Genomic DNA, 19,288 nt, shown 5'->3' with positions numbered 1-19,288 from the left:
TGGCTCCGGCGGCTCCATCGGGTCCGTCAGCTCCGTCAGTTCCGTCGGTCTCGTCAGCTTTGTCGGCTCCGATGGAGCGTGCTTCCGCTGCGCCCGGGGATCTGCAGAGGACGGTCGAGGGCCGGACACGGTCCTTGCGGAGCTTGCCGAGGCGCTCCCAGCACGACCACGTTGACGAGCGGCCACCCGCACCGGAGAAGAATAGCGTGGAGCCCATGAATACCAAACAGAACGGTGCAGGGACGTCTCCGATTTCTGCGGAGCAGCCGGCCGAGTCTGCGCTGTCCGCTGCAGCTGTCGAACCTGTCGCGCCGCCGCCGTCCACCGTGGAGGATCTCGCCGATGGGTGCGTGCGGTTTGTGGAGCGCGCCCTCGGCGTACGGCTTGACTATCGGCCGGAGACCTTGCCCCTGCTCGACCACTACCTCGAGCAGGCGCGTGGTGCGACGTCGGAGCGGGTCGAAGCGTTGCCGATGATCGCGCACATGGCAGGCGCATACTTCGGCGAGGTGATCCGGCGCCGGCACGCGTCGTGGTGGCGCCTGGATGGCGAAGACCCGACCTACTGGCAGGTGCAGTTCGGCTCGGTTTACCTCGCGTTCAGCCCCGTCCTCTTCGTGCGCGAGGCGCTCACGCGCGGACATCGGGCCGACGCCGCGCTGGACCTTGCAGAGGACTCCCTGAGCGGCGATCCGGCGGCGCTCGAGCTGGAGGAAGGCGATCGCGAGGCGGTCGCGGCCAGGCTCGCGGAGCTGCCTTCGGTCTCGGAAAACGAGTACTACGCCCCCTCGACGCGGCTCGAGGTGATCGACATCGCCGTGGACGCGATCCGTTCGCGTCGGCTCGAGGCCGGCGAGGATACCGACGCCGCGCTCGAGCCGGGCGACTACGAGCGCGGCGGCGGCTGACGCGGGGATCGCGGCGCGCGGGCGCCCACGCTCGCTCGGCGGCGCCGCGTGGACGTGCTCCGGAAGCGGCGACCGGTGGTATCGTCGCTTCCGTGTTGTGGGTCCTCTTCGGGCTGTTGTTCCTCATCTCGTGGGCAGCGTTCTTCACGTTCGACCTGCCCACCGCGATCCCGATCGCGACGAGCGTCGTCATCGCGCTCGCCGCGATCGCGCTCTTCGTGTACCGCCGGATCAACGCGCGCCGCGCCGCGTCTGCGCTTGAGCGGGCCATCGTCCAGCAGGGAGCGCAGCAGGCGCTCAACGCGCGGCCCGAGCGCCGCGCCGAGATCCAGGAGCTCCAGCGGCAGGTCCAGGGCGGCATCAGCGCCCTGAAGAGCTCGAAGCTCGGCAAGGGGAAGGAGCACGGCAACGCCGCGCTCTACTCGCTGCCCTGGTACGTCATCATCGGCCCGCCCGGGGCGGGGAAGACGACGGCGTTGAAGCACTCCGGCCTCGTCTTCCCGTACGCGCACCCGAGCAACGGCGGCGGCGTGCGCGGCGTCGGCGGCACCCGCAACTGCGACTGGTGGTTCACCAACGAGGCGATCCTCCTCGACACCGCGGGGCGCTACACGACGGAGCAGGACGACCACGAGGAGTGGATCGCGTTCCTGCAGATGCTCCTCAAGCACCGCGCTCGCCGCCCGCTCAACGGCATCCTGGTCGCCGTGAGCGTGGCGGATCTCATCGACGCGAGCGAGCAGCAAGTCGAGCTGATGGGGAAGAAGCTCCGGGCGCGCATCGACGAGGTGATGACGCAGCTCCACATGGTGCTGCCCGTCTACCTCCTGTTCACGAAATGCGACCTCATCGCGGGCTTCTCGGAGTTCTTCGGCGACATGCGCAAGAGCGACCGCGCGCAGGCGTGGGGAGCGACGCTCAAGCTGAGCGCGGACAAGGCGAACCCAGGGAGGCTCTTCGACGCCGAGTTCGACGCCCTGGCGAAGCAGATCCACGGCCGCTCGCTGAAGCGGCTCGTGATGGAGCGCAGCCGCGAGGCGCGCGAGCGCGTCTACCAGTTCCCGCTCGAGTTCTCGGGTATCCGGCGGAACCTCTCCGATCTGGTCTCGACCGTCTTCATGGTCAACGCGTTCCAGGGGACGCCCATCTTTCGCGGCTTCTACTTCACGAGCGGCACGCAGGAGGGCAGGCCGCTCGACCGGGTCCTCCAGCGCATGGGCCAGGCGATGGGGATCCGCACGCACGAGGCCGCGGCGCAGCAGAACGTGGAGTCGAAGAGCTACTTCCTCCACGACGTCTTCATGAACGTCGTCTTCCCGGACGGGGACATCGCCGCGAGGAGCGCGAGCGAGATCCGGCGTCAGCGGCTCGTTCGCGGCGCGATCAGCGCGGCGGCCGCGGCGCTCGGGGTCATCCTCGCGATCCCCAGCGTGGTGTCGTTCGCCAACAACCGCGCGTTTCTGCGCGACGTGGAGGCGGACGCGCGCACCGTCAGCGCGCTCCGATGGGAGGACACGCGACCCCTCTCGGAGAAGCTCGCCGCGCTGCGGCCTGCGCTGGATCGGCTGAAGGAGATCGACAAGGCGCGCGAGGAGGGGCCGCCGGACGGGAAGGGGTGGACGATGTTCCAGGGCGAGACGGTGTACCCGCCGCTCGTGCACGTCTACGTCGCCAGCCTCCAGAACGGCTTCGTGATCCCGTGCAAGCAGCGGCTCGAGGATCGCCTCAAGCTCGCGAAGGGCGACCACTACCTCCGCGAGCGGAACGACCTCAAGCTGTACCTGATGCTGAGCGACGTCGAGCACCTCGACGTTCCGTGGGCGAAGGACAGGTTCACCTCGCTCTGGGCCGAGGTGCTGCGGGCGACCTCGAACCTCACCGAGAGCGAGCTGAAGAAGCAGCTCGAACGGCACGTCGAGTACTACCTGACGCTCATCAAGGAGAAGCGGGTCACGCCGATCGCGCGCAAGGAGGATCTGGTCGCGAGCGTGCGCGCGACGCTCCAGGCCGTGCCACCGCGGAAGCGGTACTACGACTTCTTCGTCAACGCGATCATCGAGGAGAAGTACGACGAGACGGGTGACAACAGCCGCGCCAACCGCAAGTACCCTCCGCACACGCTCGGCGACATGTTCGCCGACCGCCCCGCCGTGCTGAAGATCATCGGCAGCAAGCTGTACGCGAAGGAGAAGCGCTGGAAGGAGGTGGACGGTCCGTACACCGAGAGGGGGCACTTCGCGGTGCTCGAGAGGCTCGAGAGCGGCGCCGACAGCTTGATGGCTGAGCGGTGGGTCGTGGACCTCGCGCCCGGCGAGGAAGCCTCGATCAACAAGAACCTGGACGGCCTCGCGGCCGACTACGACGTCAGCTACATCGCGCAGTGGACCGACTGGATGGCGGACCTCACCGTGCGGGTCCCGGTCAACCTGAAGGAGGCGAAGGAGACGTACCAGGCGCTAACCCAGGCGGATTACCCCTACCTCCGCATCCTCCGCGCTCTCGAGGACAACACGCAGTGGAAGCGGGATCGCAGCGCGATCGAGGACTCGGCCCTGGCCAAGCGGGGGAAGGAGTACCTCGATCGAAAGATCGAGCAGAAGACGAGGCTGAAGGTCCCCGTCAACGTGAAGCTCATAAGAAACCGGCCGAGCTCGGTGCCGGATGAGTTCAAGCGGACCGTCGAGTTCGGCGTGCCGGCCGCGCCGAGCGGCTCGGCGCCGATCACGGACACGCCCCTGGCGAGGTACATCTCGTTGCTCAGCGCTCTTCGCGACGAGATCCAGCGCCTCGAGGATCTGAACCCCAACGTCGACGCGCGCCTCATGGCCGATCGGTTGATCGAGGCGACGCGACAGGCCGACGCGCTCCTCCAGCCCTTCGACGAGCGGGCCAAGACGCTGCTCCGGCCGCTGTTGCTCACCCCGATGCAGGTGGTGGCGGCGCGGCTGCCGCCGCTCGCCGCGGTGTCTCGCTTTCCCGCGGCGGCGCCTGCTGCGGGCCCGCGCTGAGCCACGCGGCGCGGTTCAGATCTCGATGCGGATCTCGTCGCGGCCTGGTTGCACCGCGCCGGTCGCTGGATCGAGCGTGAGCACCATCTCGATCGCATCCTCGCCGTTGTCGCTGTAGTACCGAGGGCGTACCCCCATCGCGGTGAAGCCGAGCTTCCGGTAGAGCCGGATCGCTGCCCGGTTCGAGCGGCGCACCTCGAGCAGGATCAGCCGCACTTGCTGCTGCTGCGCATACTCGAGCGATCGATTCATCAACGCCGTCGCGAGCCCGCGCCGCCGCGCGGCCGGGCAGGTGGCCACGTTCAGCACGTGGAGCTCGTCGGCGACGTGCCACGCGATGAGGAAGGCGAGCGCGCGCCGCTCTTCGCGCGCGACCCAGCAGCGCGTCCAGGGGCGGCGCAGCTCTTCTCGCGCGGAGAATTGCGGCACGTCGAAGGCCGCGGACGCGACGGCGTCGATCTCGTCGAGCGCAGCGTCGTCCGCAGCGTCGGCCGTCAGCTGGCTCAGCGAGGCCGAGAGCCTCGTCGCGTCGCGTTTCACCTCGCCACCTCCGTGGGACAGCCGGAGACGATCTGGACTTGCCCCACCCGCCCGCTCTTGAGCTTCGTGCAGGCTTCCCCGAGGAGCTCGACGATCGCGGGCGACTTCCAGCGCCAGCCGTTCTCCGGGTCGTAGGCGACGAGCTCGTCGTCCAGGTAGACGTTCGTCTGTCCCGCCTCGGGAGGCGGGTCGACCAGGTCGAACTCGCAGGAGACGACGATGCTGGCGATCTTCGAGAGGACGTTCCCCAGCGTGTCGAGGTTGTCCACCTTGAAGTAGAACGGGCTCACGAACTGCGCCGTGCCGCCGGCGAGCGCCATCTTGTCGAGGACATCGCCGTAGAACTCGCTCCCCGGGATGCCGACGACGTAGACCTCGATCCCGCTCGCCGCGAGCCGCTCGATCGCGGCGACCGTATCGTCGCGATCGAGGCACCCTTCGGGGCCCGAGGGGCCCAAGGGCGAGCAGCAGTTCTCCTCGGGGTCGGGGCACTGCTGTTCGATGTTGGCGATGCACCCGTCGGCCTCGCATATCGCCGAGCTGTTGCAGTTCGGACCGCCGTCGGTCGCGAGCACGACGATGGTCTTGCCGGGGAGCTCGACGAGCTTCGGCGTCAGCGCCGCGAGGGTCGCCGCGGTAGGCGTGCCGCCGAGGGGCGTGGCCCGCGTCGCCGCGCGGAACCGCGATGTCGTCGTGGAGCCCTCCTGTCCCTCTGCGAAGGGAGCCCCCGGCGTGACAGCGAAGACCTCGCCGCCCGGCCTGCACGGCGCCTCGTCGGTCGCGTCCAGGGGGAACACGGCGGCGCCGACGTTGATCAGCGGGCCCAGGTTGCGCACGAGGTCGACCGCGGCATCATGGACCCGGTCGTATCGGGTCGCGTTCGAGCTCGAGGAGGCGGGGCTGAGCATGCTGCCCGACGCATCGAGGACGAAGTAGATGTTCGGCGCTTCGGCGATCTCGACCTGGTGGATCCGGTTGCCGCAGAGCCCTCCCGCATCTGCGGCCGGTGGTCCGCTCGGCTCTTCGGTGTCCGGATCGAACCCGCCCTCCGGCTCCTGCGCCTCCTGACCGGCGCCGCTGCGCGGACGCTGCTTCGTGACCTCGTCCTCGCATGCGGTCATCGCCGCGCCGCCGAGCGCGAGCGCGGCTCCGATGCAGAGGAGCATGCCGCAGGCGCCGGCTCGCTGCTTCACGGCCGTCTTCATGGCGAGCAGCGTATCACGCCCGTTCGAGCCGGCAGCGCCAGCGCGGGCGCCGCCGCGCGCGTTCAGGGCTCGCGGTAGAACCTGGGCACGCGGCGCGAGATGCTGGTCAGCACCTCCCAGGCGATCGTCCCCGTGAGCCCCGCGATCTCTTCAGCGCTGATCGTGCCGCGCCCGAGCGGCCCGTCCTGCGTTCCGAGGAACACCACCTCATCGCCCAGGCGTGCTCCCGGGACATCCGTCACGTCGAGCATCGTGAGATCCATCGACACGGCGCCGGCGATCGGCGCGCGTTGACCGCGCACGAGGGCGGCCCCGCGGTTCGAGAGCTGGCGGCTCAGGCCGTCGGCGTACCCCATCGGCACGGTGGCCACGACGCTCGCCCGGGAAGCTTGCCAGGTGTGGCCGTAGCCGATCCTGTCGCCCTTCGCGATCGTGCGCAGCGCGACGATCTCGCTGCGCACCCGGATGACCGGCTTGAGGTCGGGCGCGAGCCCCGCGCACGGCGATATTCCGAAGAGCGCGACCCCCGGACGGACGATGTCGAGCAGCGCCGCAGGGAGGCGCAGCATCGCCGCGCTGTTCGAGGCGTGCCGCACCCGCGGCGTGAGGCCGAAGCTCTTCGCTCGCTGCTCGATCTCCCCGAAGAGGCGCATCTGCTCGATCGTCACGCCGAGATCGTCGGCGTCCGCGCAGGCGAGGTGGGTCATGAGCCCGTCGAGCTTCACCTCCGGGTGCTTGGCGAGCGTCGCGAGCACCGCCTCGATCTCCGAGCTCGCGGCTCCGAGCCGCCCCATGCCGGTGTCGACCTTGAGATGGACGCCGACGCGACCGCGCTGCTCGAGCCGCACCACGCTCGCGAGGCGCTCGATCTGGCCAGCGTCGTAGACGACGGGCACGAGATCGCGCGCGATGATCTCCTCGAACCCGTCGCGCCGCGGGCCGTAGTAGCCGCCCATGACGAGGATGGGCAGCCGGATGCCGGCGTCTCGCAGCTCGATGGCCTCCTCGAGCAACGCGACGCACAGGCCGGGGATCCCTGCGCGCTCGAGCGTCCGTGCGACCGCTGGCGCGCCGTGGCCGTACGCATCGGCCTTGAGCACCCCCCAGATCTGCGGCTTCGTCGCGCCGGTCAGCCCGCGCTCGAGGACGCGCAGGTTGTGCCGCAGGTGCGCGAGGTTCACCTCGGCGCGGGTCGGCCGCACGGCGTCCGCGGGCGCCGCTCGCCGTGGCCGCAGCACCCGCATGGGGCCTGCGCTCGCACCGAGCCCATCGAGGGGCGACGCCGTGCCGTTGCGATCAGGAGTCGTGCTGCTGAGCTCTTTGGGCGCGTGCGAAGCGGACATCGTGTACGCCGATAGCTCTACGCTCGATCGCGGGTCAAGATTCCAGGCCATCTTGGTGTGACAAGGTGAGGCATCTGCGCGGAGAGCAGACGACGTCGATCAGAAGCAGCGACGCATGCACCGCGTGTACTTGCCGGAGCATCCTTTTTCGCAGGCGGCGGATTTGCAGTCGTCCTGGCATTCCTTCCAGTCCGTCTGGCACGACGCGCTGCACTTCGCTCCCGGCGGCGCAACCTCCTCCGCGGTGTTCGACGCCGAGGCCGCAGCGCCGCCGTCGTTCGCGTCTGGGTCTGCATGGGCCTCTTCCGTTGCCGCCGGCGCGGCCACGTCGGCGGTCAGGAGCCTGGGCGGCGGAGCGAGCGCGCTGGTCGGCTCAGGCACGGCAGGGGCTCGGCTGCTCGGCGGAGTCCACTCGCCTTCGTCAAAATCACTGGCGTGGCTGAGCTGCCTGGCCCGCAGCGTGGCGTACTCCACACGGTCGCGCGTCTGGCCGAACGTACAGAACTGAAGCCACTCGTCCCAGCACGCGCGCCGCAGGGTCGGCTTGACGTCGGCCAGCGAGTCAAGCGCCATGCAGTGTTCGAAGCGTACGTCCCCCTCGTAGACCGCGTTGATGCTCGCGCCGCATGCGGTCACCGAGGCGGCGGCTAGGCAGAGGAGGGTCCTGAACCGCACGTCGTGGAACACCGATAGCAGAAAAGCTCGGCCCTGGTGCCAGGGCCTGTCCTATCCGCCGCGGGAACCTGCCGGTCGCCCGGTCGAGGTGCTCTCCGGTTGAACTTTGGCCTGTGATGCCGTACGTTGCCGCCCCTTCGCACCGGCGGCGGCGGCACGACGCCTCCGCGCCGGGCGCCTCAACGGAGCCTGTTCATGTTCCTCATGCTGTCGAAAGGTCCTCGGAAGACCACGCGCTCCAAGTCGAAGCGCCACCGGTCCAAGCTGAAGGCGAAGAACCGCAACCGGCGCAACCGCATCTACCAGCGCACCTGATCGTTGCACCGAGCGCGAGCGAGTCCACGGGCTCGCTCGCTGCGCGTTCTTCGATCCAATCTCTGGGGCCGGCCCTTGGAACCTAGGGGCCGCCCTTCTTCAGCTCGGTCAGCACCAGCTTGGCGACCGCCTTGAGCGTGTCGAACACCCCGACGCCGGTCCGCGCGACCCCCTCGAAATCGGGGACGTTCGTCGGGTTGAGCAGCGAGCGGAGCTCCTCGACGGTGCCGATCTCCGGCAGGTCTCGCTTGTTGTACTGGATGACGTACGGGATCTTGTCCAGCGAGTAGCCCTGCTCGGCCAGGTTCGTGCGGAGGTTCTCCACCGACTCCTGGTTCGCCTCGATGCGGCCGAGCTGCGAGTCTGCCACGAAGACCACGCCGTCGACGCCTTTCAGGATGAGCTTGCGGCTCGCGTCGTAGAAGACCTGCCCCGGCACCGTGTACAGGTGGAACCGCGTCTTGAAGCCGCGGATCTCGCCCAGCGCGAGCGGGAGGAAGTCGAAGAAGAGTGTCCGGTCGGTCTCCGTGGCGAGGGAGATCATCTTCCCCTTCGCGTCCGGGTTGGTGCGCTCATAGATGTACTGCAGGTTCGTCGTCTTGCCGCAGAGACCCGGGCCGTAATAGACGATCTTGCAGTTGATCTCGCGCGCCATGTAATTGATGAAGCTCATCGACCGCGCTCCTAGTCGTTGAAGAGGTTGTCGATGTCCTCGTCGGTGATCTCGGCGAACGGCGAGTCGGCGCCCGGCTCCTGCACCTTCTTGAGCAGCGCTTCGAAGATGTGGTTGAGCTCCTCGCTCGCCTTTCGCACCCGGAGCCTCACCAACCCGAGGCTCGACTTTGAGTCGAAGATCACCACGAGGATGACGCGGTTCCCGACCAGCTGGATGTGGATGTTCGCCTTTTCACCCTCGTGGAACTGAGTGGCGAACTCGTTCTCCTTGAGGAGCTTCGCCATCCCGCCCGTGGCGGCGATGTTCCCCGCCGTCAGCGAGGCAAGCGACGTGGTGTCGAGGTTGTCGACGTCTCCGCTCGCGGCGATCAGTTGCCCGTTTTTGTCAACGATGAAGACGACCTTCGCATTGGCGTCCTTGACGAGGCGATCCACCACGCTCTGGATCTGATTGAATTCCTCCTCGTACATCACCATCTGAGGGTTGACCATCGTTCCTCCGCCAGCGCTCTCGCGATGGGGCCCTGGGCATTGCGGGCTCTGTCGCCCTTGTCATCACCGGGCGCCGCACGTGCGGTCCCCGACCATCGTCATCCAACTGGCTTCCCGCTGCGCGGGCTTGCCTTACCACCGGTACCACGTTCGCGGCGTGACGCTCACTGCCTTGGGACTTGCATGGCTGGTTCGCAGCGCGCAGTGCGGCTGCTCCTCGACCGTGCACCCGTACATCTTGGGACGTTTCTATCCGAAGCAGGTGCGGCGGAGCAAGGCGGCCCTTTCTGGAAGTTGGAGGATCGCACGGCCGAACCTCGCCGAGCCTTGCCGGGCCCCGACGGAGCTCGCTCCCCCTGCCCCCAGGGGAGGCTTGGTTCCGGACCTTTTCCAGGCGCCCGTCCGCCCAGAAGGCCTGCATGATAAATATCGAAAATTGTTATTGTTTCCTTCGTTGAATGCGGTCGGACGGCGCTGCGCCCTCCTCCGAGGGCGCTGGTGTGGGGCGCGCTGCGTGTCATCGCTCTGTACCCGCAGAAGATCGACGAAATTCGCGGGATCGGCGCGCGCGGCGCGGCGAGCTCATGAAGCGGCCCGATGAACGCGGCCTTGGGGGACGACCTCCTGCCGGCGTGCGTTCCGCCGGCTCGTGGGCAGCACCCCCTTGACCTCGGCCGGTGCGACGCCTCTGCAGCCATGGCTTGTGCTTGACCGATGGCTTCGGCCACGGGATAGCGCCTCGGATGCGTGACGTGCTCAGCCGGGCCGAGCCCCGTGAGATCGAGCTCAACCCGGGGACGACGAGGGGGCGCTCCTTCTGCGCGCTCACCGTGGGGACGGCGGCCTTGGCGTGCGCCATGTCGCTCGGCGCCGACGCGCGCGCGGAGCTCGGCGCGGTTCACCCTGAGGTGCTCTCCGCGCACGCGGCTGTCCGCGCGGCGAGGGGCCCCGAGGTCTACGGCGCGTTACGTGAGCTCTGGCGCACGTGGGACCGCGCGGATCCGACCCAGGTCGAGGAGGCGATCGCGTCGATCGCTGAGGCCGGCGCGACCAGCGCGCCCACCCAGGTCTATGCGGAGCTCCTCTCGGCGTACGCGCGCAGGCGTCGAGGTGATCTCGACGGAGCGGTCGCGAGGATCCAGAAGCTCGGGTTCATCGGCCGCTGGGCGACGATCGGACCGTTCGACAACGAGAACAAGGGGGGCTTCGAGCGGGCGTTCGGGCCCGAGGAAGATCTCGAGCAGCCGGTGGCTGCGGGCAGGACGTACGACGGCAAGGCGCGCGCGGTCCGCTGGCGCGTGCCCCCCGAGGCGCCGCAGTACGGGTGGTTTGATTTCGGCGATTTCATCCGTCCGGTGGAGAGCGTCTGCGGCTACGCGACGACGTTCGTCCGCGCGAAGGCTGGGACGCGCGCTCCTCGGCCGATCTCGATCTGGGTCGGGGCAGACGGGGCGTTCAAGCTGTTCTGGAACGGCGCGAAGGTCCTGGCCGATCCGGGGTACCGCGAGCTCGACATCGATCGGTTCGCCGCGCCGGTGACGCTGCGGCCCGGCTACAACCGCTTGACGATCAAGGTCTGCGGAGGTGCGTCGGCGCCCAAGTTCGCGCTGCGCATCGGCAACGAGAAGGGGGCGCCGGATCTTGATCTGGATGTGACCTCGGACATCGGAACCCAGGTCACGGCGCCTCAGGGGGAAGCCGCTGACGCGAGGCGCGCGGGCGGGGCGCGGACGCAGGCCGAAGGGCCAACCTCCGGCGCGAAGCTCGCCGCGCGCGCGGCTGCCATCGAGGGGCCGATGCAAGCGTTCGAGCGAGCCGCGAGCGCCGCTCGGCCTTCGCCCGCCGTGTTGGAGGCGTTCGCGCGGTACCTCATGCTCACCGGCGGCGACGCCGAGGGGGAGCACAGAGCGCGCGATCTCGCTCGGCGCTCCGCCGAGGCCGAGCCGAGCGTGCGTCGCTACCTGCTCGCGGGTCAGCTCTCCGAGGACAGGAACCAGCAGCGCGCATGGATCGAGCGCGCCGCCGCGCTCGCGGGCGGTCGTGAGGACATCGACGTCCTGCTCTCGCAGGCTCGGCTCGCGCAGACGAGCCCGAACTGGCGGGAGGCGGCTCCGATCTACGAGCGCATCCTGGCCTCCGATCCCGATCATGTCGCGGCCGTCCTCGGGCTCATGGACCTCTACGTGGAGGCTGGGCTGAAGCGCACCGCGCTCGCCACGCTGGAGCGGGCGCTCGCGCGCCAGCCGAGCAGCGTCTCGCTCCTCCGCGCCTCGGCGGCGCAGCTGCGCGCGCTCGGGCGCGACACGGAGGCCGCCGAGATGGAGGCGCGCTACGCCGCGCTGCGGTTCGACGACTCGAGCTTCCTTCACCAGCAGGTCGAGCTCGCGGTGGCGCGCCGCGACCCTGCCGGCGCGGAGCGCTGGATCGAGCGCTTCCTCCGCAGCGAGCCTGACTCCGTCTGGGCTCGCACGGTCGCGGCGCGCACGTACCGCGCGCTCGGCCAGGGCGACCGCGCCCTCGCGGCCCATCAGCGCGCGCTCGCCATGGCGCCCGAAGACATCGGAACGCTGCGCGCTCTCTCGGACCTCTACGGCGAGGAGGGAAACCGAGAATCGCAGCTGGAGATGCTGCAGCAGATCCTGGCGATCAGCCCTCAGGCGAAGGATGTGCGCGAGTACATCGAGCACATCGAGCCGCCGAAGCCGCGCGCTGACGAGGCCTACGCCTGGGCGCCCGACCGCTTCCTCCCGATGCGGCGCAACGCTGACCGGCAGTATCCCAAGCGCACGCTGCGCAACCTGACGGTCACCACCGTCTTCCCGAACGGCCTGGCGAGCCGGTTCCGGCAGGTCGTCTTCCAGCCGCTGACGGACGAGGCTGCGGCGAGCGCCCGGCAGTACGCGTTCGAGTACCAGGCCGATCGCCAGACCGTGAGCCTCCGTGCCGCGAAGGTCTACCGAGCAGACGGCAAGGTCGACGGGGCGATCGAGAGCGGGGAATCGGGGGCGAACAACCCGGCGCTCGCGATGTACACATCGGCGCGCACGTTCTACGTCAGCTTCCCGCGGCTCAACGCCGGCGACGTCGTCGAGCTGCGCTACCGCGTCGATGACGTCAGCCCTCGCAACGAGATCGCCGATCACTTCGGCGAGATCGAGTTCCTCCAGGGGGATGAGCCGATCGCCAGCAGCGAGTATGTGCTGATCACCCCGAAGACGAGGCAGTTCCACCTCTTCGCGTCCGACCTCCCTGGCCTCGTGCGCGAGACCAAGGAGGACGCCGAGCGGCGCATCTTCCGCTTCTCTGCCGCCTCGGTGCCGCCGGTGGCGCCCGAGGCGGCGATGCCCGCGTGGTCCGAGATCCTCGCGCACGTCCACGTCTCGACCTTCAAGACCTGGGACGAGGTCGGCTCCTGGTACTGGGGCCTCGCGCGTGAGCAGTTCGATGTGGATGATGAGGTGCGGAAGCGGGTGCGCGAGATCACGAAGAACCTTGCCGACGATCGGAGCAAGGTCCGCGCGATTTACAAGTACGCGACCGAGACGCGCTACGTGGCGCTCGAGTTCGGCATCGAGGGGATTCGCCCGAGGAGGTGTGCGCAGACGCTCGCTCGTGGCTGGGGCGACTGCAAGGACAAGGCGACGCTGATCGTCACGATGCTCCGCGAGATCGGCATCCCAGCGACGATCGTGCTCGTGCGCACCCGCATGCGAGGCGACATCGGGCCGGAGCCCGCGAGCCTTGCTCCGTTCGACCACGCGATCGCGTACGTGCCGTCGCTCGACCTTTACCTCGACGGAACGGCGGAGCACTCGGGCTCGACCGAGCTTCCGATCATGGATCGCGGAGCGATGGCGCTTCAGATCAACGAGGGCAAGCCGAAGCTCGTTCGCCTCCCGGAGCCTGCTCCCGAGGCCTCGGTCGTGCACCGGAACGTCGACATCGCGGTCAGCGCTGACGGATCAGCTCAGCTCGGGGTCGACATCCAGGTGGCCGGTGCGTCCGCGCCGGAGTGGCGGACCCGCTACATGGCGGAGGGGACGCGCCGCGACCGAGCAGCTCGTGACCTCGCCACGGATTTCGGCGCGGTCGAGCTGGCCCCTGGGAAGGCCGGGGTCGAGGTGAACGATCTCGAGGACATCGAGCAGCCGGCGAAGCTGCGGGCTCGAGGAAGAGCCGTCGCGCTCGCTCGAAGGGAGGGCGACAGCCTGTCGGTCCCGGCTGTCCCCACGCAGCGTCTCGCCACCGAGTTCGCCTCCCTCTCGGCGCGCACCCGCGACGTGATCATCCCCGCGCTCACCACGCGCCGGGATGAATGGACCATCCGGATCCCTGCCGGGTGGCGTGTCACCAGGGCGCCTTTGCCCCAGGACGTGGACACCCCCTTCGGCAAGTTCTCGCTCTCGGTCGAGCAGTCCGCGGGGAAGATCGTCGTCCGCAGTCAGATCTCCCTCACGAAGTCCCGGATCAAGCCGTCCGAGTACATGGCCTTCCGAACGTTCTGCGAGACGGCGGACCGCGTCTTCGGTCAGCGGGTGGTGTTCGGAAAGTGAGCGACTGAGCGACGCCCTGACCCCCGGCCCTTCGGCGCGCCGACCGGCCCCTAGCCGCTGCCTGGACACTTGACAACCCCACGCCGGATCGCCATAAAGCGCCCCCTCTACGCATCCCTGCGGCGCAGAACAGCCTCTCCGGTGGTTCGGAGCGGTGGCCGCCGGGAGCGATAGGCATTCGGATCGAGGGCATCATGCCGAAGATGAAGACCAACCGCGCCGCGGCCAAGCGCTTCAAGGTGACCGGCTCCGGCCGCATTCGCCGCAGCAAGGGCGGGCTCAACCACTGCATGCAGGAGAAGAGCAAGAAGCGTCTGCGTCGTCTCCGCAAGAACGACATGGTCGATTCGGCGATGGAGAAGCGCGTCAAGCTGCTTCTTCCCTACGGCTGACCCTGGAGCAGTGAGGTAAATTACCGATGCCGCGTGTAAAGAGAGGCTTCAAGGCCCGTCGCCGTCGCAACCGTGTCCTCAACCAGACCGAGGGCTACTTCCTCGGCCGAAAGAACCGCTTCCGCCAGGCGGTTGAGGTGCTCCGCCACGCCTGGGAGTACGGCTACATCAGCCGCAAGCTCAAGAAGCGGGATTTCCGTCGCCTCTGGATCACCAGGATCAACGCTGCCGCGCGCCTCAACGGCACGACTTACTCCCGCCTCGTCAGCGGGCTCAAGAAGGCAGGCATCGCCCTCGATCGGAAGATCCTCTCGGAGATCGCGATCCACGATCCTGCGTCGTTCGGCGCCGTGGCGAAGCTCGCTTCGCCCGCAGCGGCGAAGTGACGGCTCCGCGGGGTGGTCTTGAGCCCGCCGTTCGACCACCCCGATGCGGAACGGTCGAAATTGGCCAAGGCCGCCTCCCGTTCCTTGTCAGTGCCCGATTATCCTAATATTTCGTATATTTGACTCGCCTCCGTTGCGAGCGCTCCCTTGGGTTGCATCGCAGACGTAGAGTTCGGGTGCATCCCTCAGGCGGGGACGTGCGGCTGCCGTCGCTGACGCTGATCAGCATCATCAGTGTGAGGCAATTAGGCACCGAGCAAATGCGCAGCGTGCATTCCGTGCGCACCTACTATGCACCGCCGATGGCACTCTATGATCGTGCGATCAGGGTAAACTCCGACCCAGCCCAGTCCGCTGGCGACTGGCCGACCGTTCGTTGTCTCTCAAGGGGCTCTGCGTCCCCAGCCGAGGCCTGACCGACCTAAGGCGTGACCCCGGTCCCCTCCCAGGGGACAGACTTAGCGATAAATTCCGCTGAGGCTAAACAATTTGCCGGAATTTCTAACTTTCCAGGCGGTCTGTCGCGAAAAATAACCTTCTCCGCCTTCGTCCGTCGGGTGAGGGCTCGACATTGCCATCGGGAGGCCCAGGTTCAGGAAACATCGAAGCTCACTGAGAGAACGGCCTCAGCGGCTAGGTGCGGGTTCCTACACGCTGGAAAAGACAGCGAAATTCCCCTGCCTGTGCTTGCGAGGGCGGACCCACCGAACCGCGGAACGCTGGCGAGCTCGAGGTGTCCCCAAGGAGAACAGGTTGCCGATGTTGTTGCGTCCCCGAAAGCGTACCCAGCCATGCAGTTCGGCTCGGTCGCAGCGAAATGTCTCGCTCGACAGGACATGGACAGCGCCTTCCGCTCTACATAGCGCACCCAGGCCGAGCTCTCAAACAGGAGAAGCGGGAACGCACGCTAAAAAAGGCACTGTTTTTGCTTCTGGAGCTGGGCTGCTACCGGGGACTGGCGCAGGAGCATCATTCTGCAAGAGCAGACCTGCCTCAGGTGAGAAGAGTTCGACCGGAATCAAAAGAAAGCACCAGCGGTTGCCAGTTTCAACAGGGGCTCCTTCGGTCAGCTCCTCCCCTCTGTTTGGCACGAAATCGTCTCGCCTGCCGTCAAAAGGTGGCGAGACATTTCAATCTCGCAAGGTCAGCCGTTTAGAAGTGAACGCCGACACAAAGACCAAGATGAGCACGTCGACCGCCCGCCGTCCAGAAACTGCGCGGAGAAACGCCAAGTCCTCTGCTGTAGGTGCCTCTGCGCGGCTCGCGGCATCCAAGAGCTCGCAGGGGGCCGAGACCGCATCGGCTCCCCGGCGGGGGGCATCGCAGACCACCGAGTTGGAGGTCTCCGAGGTCGAAGATTTCGGGGACAACCAGTCGCCGCGCTCGCACTTTCAAGGAGCTACCACCGTGGAGGGAGCCGCCATGAGGTCGACCAAGAGCAACGCCACTGTAGTGAAGGGCGACCCGCTCGCTCAGGGTGGGACGGCCACGCCGGAAATCGCAGCGCTCGGCCTTCTGGAAGACGACCAGACGGAGGAGACGGCTGTGCGACCCCGCCCGGCCGAGATCCTCGATGAGGAACGGGCGGCTGACTTCATCGATCTGGACCTTGGACCGCTCGATCGGCTGCCTCAGCCCGAGCGCGCGAGGAACCAGGATCGGGAGCTGAAGGATGTCGAGGACGGGGGCGGTGACTCGATGCTCGCCCGCTATTTCCGCGACATGGCGCTCCACCCCGTCATGGGGCCGGACGAGGAGCTCGACACCGCGCGGGCGGTCGAGCGCACGGAGGTGGAGCACTGGGTGGCTCTCCTCTCCTACCTGCCTGCGGCCGAGTACATCCTCACCGCGCTCGAGGAGGATGTCGCCAAGGCGGGTGAGGACGAGGTGAAGGCTCCTCAGATCGCGGAGATGCAGAAGCTCGTTCGCCTGGCGAAGAAGCAGAAGGGAAAGCTGCTCGCCGAGCAGGAGAAGCCGTGGACCCAGCTCTCCGAGGAGCTCGCTGCGGCTGTCCGTCTGCCTGACTCGGATCGCCTCTGGATGGCGCGTGCCTTCAGCATCGCGCGCGATCTCGTGCGCGAGCCCGACTTCGAGGACGACGTGAGCGATCCCGAGGAGACCCGCCCCACGCGGCCGAGGCTCCCGATGTCTGGCTCCTACCGCCGTTACCTCGATCGGGTCGAGCGATCCTTCCAGGCGCAGCACGACGCGAAGAACCGCTTCGTGAAGGCCAACCTGCGGCTCGTCGTGTCGATCGCGCGGCGCTACAACCGTGGGCGCCTGCCGCTCATCGATCTGATCCAGGAAGGCAACATCGGCCTGATGAAGGCGGTAGAGCGCTTCGACCACAGCCGTGGCTACCGCTTCTCGACGTATGCATCGTGGTGGATCAGGCATGCGATCAGCCGCGCCTTGGCCGACAAGGGCCGCGCGGTCCGCATCCCGGTCCACATGCTCGATACGTACAACCGCGTGGCGCGGGCGACGCAGGCGATCATCGCGCGCACTGGGCATGAGCCGACCATCGAGGAGCTCGAGAAGGAGACGGGGGTTCCGCGCGAGAAGCTCGACAAGGTGAAGGACTTCTACGCGGAGACGCCTTTCTCGCTCGATCGTCCGGTCGGTGACGAGGATGGACGCAAGTTCATCGACTTCCTCCAGGAGGAGAACGCGCTGTCGCCGTTCGATCACCTGGCCAACAGGAAGTGGAGCGACGAGGTCCGGCGTCTCCTGACCACGCTCACGCCGATCGAGTCGCGGATCATCCGCTGGCGCTTCGGCCTCGACGACGAGGACGAGCTCACGCTCAAGGAGATCGGCGACAAGTACAACCTGTCGCGCGAGCGCATCCGTCAGCTCCAGGAGCAGGCGCTCGGGAAGATCCGCAAGCAGATGCGCGACTACTGAGCGACGAGCTCAGCACGAGTCGGTGAAGCGGCCGCGCGGCATCATGCTGCGCGGCCGCTTTGCGTGAGCCGCCCGAACACGCACCTGCGTGGGGGCGCGCAGAGGTGAGCGGGAGCCGGAGCTCACCGCAGCCCAGCGGGCCGACACGAGACAGCCCGCGCTCTCACGGCGTGCGTGCGTCCTTCCAGAGCTCGTCGGCGAGCGACTCGACGAAGTGGTCGATGGCCCTTCGCGCGGGGTCGATCTTCCCTGGGACGTCGGAGGCGAGCACGGCGAAGGCGATCGGGGAACGACCAGGGGGCGCGAGGATGTAGCCAGACAAGGCGACAATCGAGGCGAGCGTTCCCGTCTTGGCACGGATGGCGCGCTCCTTCGACCACCCACGGAAGCGGCTGCGCAAGGTGCCGTCGACACCGCCGATCGCGAGCTGCGCGGTGAAATCTGCGCCGAGCGCCGGATCGAGAAGCGCGGCGCGCAGCAGCCGGACGATGGCCTCCGGCGATGCGCGAGCGGCGTCGAACAAGCCCGAGCCGTTCCTTAAGACGACGTCCTGTCCGAACGCATCGAGCTCCCTGAGGGTCTCGCCGACCACCTCCGCGGCACCCTCGGCTGTGCCGGGGCGCCCGCGCTTCTCTGCGGCGAGCGTCTTGAAGATCGTCTCCGCGTAGAAGTTGTCGCTGTCCTTCCCGAGGGCGGAGAGGAGCTCGCCGAGCGGCGCCGAGCGGTGGGCCACGAGGAGCCGCTTCTGGCGCTCACCGCCGAGCCGCACCTCGCCGGAGACGTCGACGCCCACCTCCAGCAGCATCTCCTTGAGCGCATACGCTGCGACCAGGCGGGGATCGTCGACTCGCCTCGCCAGGCTCACCGCGCGGCCGCCCTCTGGGATGTGCCCGCTGAGGTGCGCGACGAGGCGCTCGCCGTTCGGTTCGAGCCGGACCCCGAGCTTCTCTGGTGTGCCGCGCGTCGCGGTGGTCACCGTGCCCTGGAGCACCGTGAAGCCCGGGGGATCGATCGCGACGGAGGCAGCCTGCCCCGCCTTCGACGGGCGCACCGTGAAGAGCAAGGCGTTCGCGTTCAGCGAGGCTGCCGCGACCGGGGCGCGGAAGGCCGCCCACTCCTCCGGCTGCTGTTCGAAGGCCGGAGGCACGTAGCGCGTGTCAAAGTAGCCCTGGTCGATCGCGATCGCCGCGACCTTCCGGACGCCGGACGCCCTCAAGGAGCGCGCCATCTCCCAGAGATCACGCGTCCTGAGGGAGGGATCGCCCGAACCCCGGAGCACGAGCTCGGCGACGGTTCCGTTCGACGCGTTCCCATAGAGGCCGGTCAGGTAGCGGTAGCTCGGCCCGAGCAGGCGAAGCGCGGCGGCTGCCGTGAAGAGCTTCGCGTTGGATGCAGGGTTGTACAGGCCGCGCTGATCGAAGGCCGCGAGCGTCGCGCCGCTGGCGACGTCGAGGGCGAGCACGCCGACCCGTCCCCCCAGGCGGCGCACGTCGGTAACGAGCGTCTCGACCCGCGCTCGAGCGCGCTCAGGGTCGATTTTTCGAGGTTCGCGCGACGCGAGGGGCGCTGGGGGCGCGCTCGGAGAGACGGGGGCTCCCTGGGTCGGCCTCGCTGTGGGGGTCGAGCGGTCAGCGGGAGCGGCGCCGCTGTCGAGCGGCTGGGAGCCGCCGGGGCGGGCGAGGAGCGACGAGAGCACGAGCGCGACCGCGGAGACTGTACGGCGGGGATGTCGAGGCATGAGATGTCTCCGCCTCTACAACGCCTCCACCGCGGACGCCTCCTCCGGTCGACCGGTCGTCGCAGCCCGGCGTCGCTCATCGGTGCGCGCGTGTGCGCTCGGGGTTGTCCTCGGAAAGGAGAGCTTGCTAGGGTGCGCGCAGACGCTCCTT

The 19,288-nt window shown here is 68.1% G+C and carries 13 protein-coding genes; 6 read left to right on the top strand and 7 right to left on the bottom strand.

Annotated features, from left to right (window positions below):
• The first annotated feature begins 215 nt into the window (after window positions 1-215).
• Both WMF12_RS37785 and tssM read left to right on the top strand, forming a co-directional pair.
• Window positions 216-908, top strand: a complete 693-nt coding sequence (locus WMF12_RS37785) for a hypothetical protein (RefSeq protein WP_437873936.1) — start codon at window positions 216-218, stop codon at window positions 906-908.
• A gap of 92 nt (window positions 909-1,000) precedes the next feature.
• Window positions 1,001-3,916, top strand: a complete 2,916-nt coding sequence (tssM, locus tag WMF12_RS37780; RefSeq protein ID WP_437853037.1) for a type VI secretion system membrane subunit TssM — start codon at window positions 1,001-1,003, stop codon at window positions 3,914-3,916.
• A gap of 15 nt (window positions 3,917-3,931) precedes the next feature.
• On the opposite strand, the gene rimI is transcribed toward tssM, so the two are convergent.
• The 6 genes from rimI to WMF12_RS37750 all read right to left on the bottom strand — a co-directional run bounded on the left by rimI (window position 3,932) and on the right by WMF12_RS37750 (window position 9,161).
• The gene (gene rimI / locus WMF12_RS37775) at window positions 3,932-4,456 is read right to left on the bottom strand and encodes a ribosomal protein S18-alanine N-acetyltransferase (protein WP_437853035.1); all 525 of its coding nucleotides are present in this window, start codon (window positions 4,454-4,456) and stop codon (window positions 3,932-3,934) included.
• On the bottom strand, window positions 4,453-5,661 hold the full coding sequence (locus WMF12_RS37770; RefSeq protein WP_437853034.1) for a vWA domain-containing protein: 1,209 nt from the start codon (window positions 5,659-5,661) through the stop codon (window positions 4,453-4,455). Before WMF12_RS37770 ends, rimI begins: the two co-directional genes overlap by 4 nt.
• 62 nt (window positions 5,662-5,723) lie before the next feature.
• Window positions 5,724-7,004: an alanine racemase gene (gene alr, locus WMF12_RS37765; RefSeq protein ID WP_437853032.1), complete on the bottom strand. Its 1,281-nt coding sequence runs from the start codon at window positions 7,002-7,004 to the stop codon at window positions 5,724-5,726.
• A gap of 99 nt (window positions 7,005-7,103) precedes the next feature.
• Complete coding sequence (locus tag WMF12_RS37760) at window positions 7,104-7,577, bottom strand: hypothetical protein (RefSeq protein WP_437741575.1); 474 nt, start codon at window positions 7,575-7,577, stop codon at window positions 7,104-7,106.
• Window positions 7,578-8,076: 499 nt separating this feature from the next.
• Window positions 8,077-8,667: a GTP-binding protein gene (locus tag WMF12_RS37755; RefSeq protein ID WP_012239857.1), complete on the bottom strand. Its 591-nt coding sequence runs from the start codon at window positions 8,665-8,667 to the stop codon at window positions 8,077-8,079.
• An 11-nt stretch (window positions 8,668-8,678) separates the two neighbouring features.
• Window positions 8,679-9,161 carry a roadblock/LC7 domain-containing protein gene (locus WMF12_RS37750; protein ID WP_012239856.1) on the bottom strand — a complete coding sequence of 161 codons (483 nt, stop codon included), beginning with the start codon at window positions 9,159-9,161 and terminating at the stop codon, window positions 8,679-8,681.
• A 743-nt stretch (window positions 9,162-9,904) separates the two neighbouring features.
• On the opposite strand from WMF12_RS37750, the gene WMF12_RS37745 reads away from it, so the two are divergent.
• From WMF12_RS37745 to WMF12_RS37730, 4 genes are all read left to right on the top strand, one after another.
• Window positions 9,905-13,714, top strand: a complete 3,810-nt coding sequence (locus WMF12_RS37745; protein ID WP_437853030.1) for a DUF3857 domain-containing protein — start codon at window positions 9,905-9,907, stop codon at window positions 13,712-13,714.
• A gap of 194 nt (window positions 13,715-13,908) precedes the next feature.
• Entirely contained in the window at window positions 13,909-14,106 is a 198-nt protein-coding gene (gene rpmI / locus WMF12_RS37740; protein WP_012239854.1) for a 50S ribosomal protein L35, read from the top strand.
• Between the two features lie 26 nt (window positions 14,107-14,132).
• Entirely contained in the window at window positions 14,133-14,492 is a 360-nt protein-coding gene (rplT, locus tag WMF12_RS37735) for a 50S ribosomal protein L20 (protein WP_012239853.1), read from the top strand.
• 1,038 nt (window positions 14,493-15,530) lie between these two features.
• Window positions 15,531-17,399: a sigma-70 family RNA polymerase sigma factor gene (locus WMF12_RS37730; RefSeq protein WP_437853028.1), complete on the top strand. Its 1,869-nt coding sequence runs from the start codon at window positions 15,531-15,533 to the stop codon at window positions 17,397-17,399.
• A 163-nt stretch (window positions 17,400-17,562) separates the two neighbouring features.
• Here the strand turns inward: WMF12_RS37730 and dacB are convergent, their stop codons facing one another.
• Window positions 17,563-19,137, bottom strand: a complete 1,575-nt coding sequence (dacB, locus tag WMF12_RS37725) for a D-alanyl-D-alanine carboxypeptidase/D-alanyl-D-alanine endopeptidase (RefSeq protein WP_437853025.1) — start codon at window positions 19,135-19,137, stop codon at window positions 17,563-17,565.
• Window positions 19,138-19,288 lie beyond the last annotated feature (151 nt).

The organism is Sorangium sp. So ce363 (assembly GCF_051520435.1).
Taxonomy (GTDB): domain Bacteria; phylum Myxococcota_A; class Polyangia; order Polyangiales; family Polyangiaceae; genus Sorangium; species Sorangium cellulosum_B.
The sequence above is the reverse complement of the archived record's forward strand: the minus strand, read 5'-3'. Positions and strand labels throughout refer to the sequence as shown.

Bases quoted from the DNA above. Each gene is read 5' to 3' on its own strand.
- WMF12_RS37785 (WP_437873936.1), top strand. From the start codon at position 216: ATGAATACCAAACAGAACGGTGCAGGGACGTCTCCGATTTCTGCGGAG.
- WMF12_RS37770 (WP_437853034.1), bottom strand. From the start codon at position 5,661: ATGAAGACGGCCGTGAAGCAGCGAGCCGGCGCCTGCGGCATGCTCCTC.
- alr (WP_437853032.1), bottom strand. From the start codon at position 7,004: ATGTCCGCTTCGCACGCGCCCAAAGAGCTCAGCAGCACGACTCCTGAT.
- WMF12_RS37760 (WP_437741575.1), bottom strand. From the start codon at position 7,577: ATGGCGCTTGACTCGCTGGCCGACGTCAAGCCGACCCTGCGGCGCGCG.
- WMF12_RS37755 (WP_012239857.1), bottom strand. From the start codon at position 8,667: ATGAGCTTCATCAATTACATGGCGCGCGAGATCAACTGCAAGATCGTC.
- WMF12_RS37750 (WP_012239856.1), bottom strand. From the start codon at position 9,161: ATGGTCAACCCTCAGATGGTGATGTACGAGGAGGAATTCAATCAGATC.
- WMF12_RS37745 (WP_437853030.1), top strand. From the start codon at position 9,905: ATGCGTGACGTGCTCAGCCGGGCCGAGCCCCGTGAGATCGAGCTCAAC.
- rpmI (WP_012239854.1), top strand. From the start codon at position 13,909: ATGCCGAAGATGAAGACCAACCGCGCCGCGGCCAAGCGCTTCAAGGTG.
- rplT (WP_012239853.1), top strand. From the start codon at position 14,133: ATGCCGCGTGTAAAGAGAGGCTTCAAGGCCCGTCGCCGTCGCAACCGT.
- dacB (WP_437853025.1), bottom strand. From the start codon at position 19,137: ATGCCTCGACATCCCCGCCGTACAGTCTCCGCGGTCGCGCTCGTGCTC.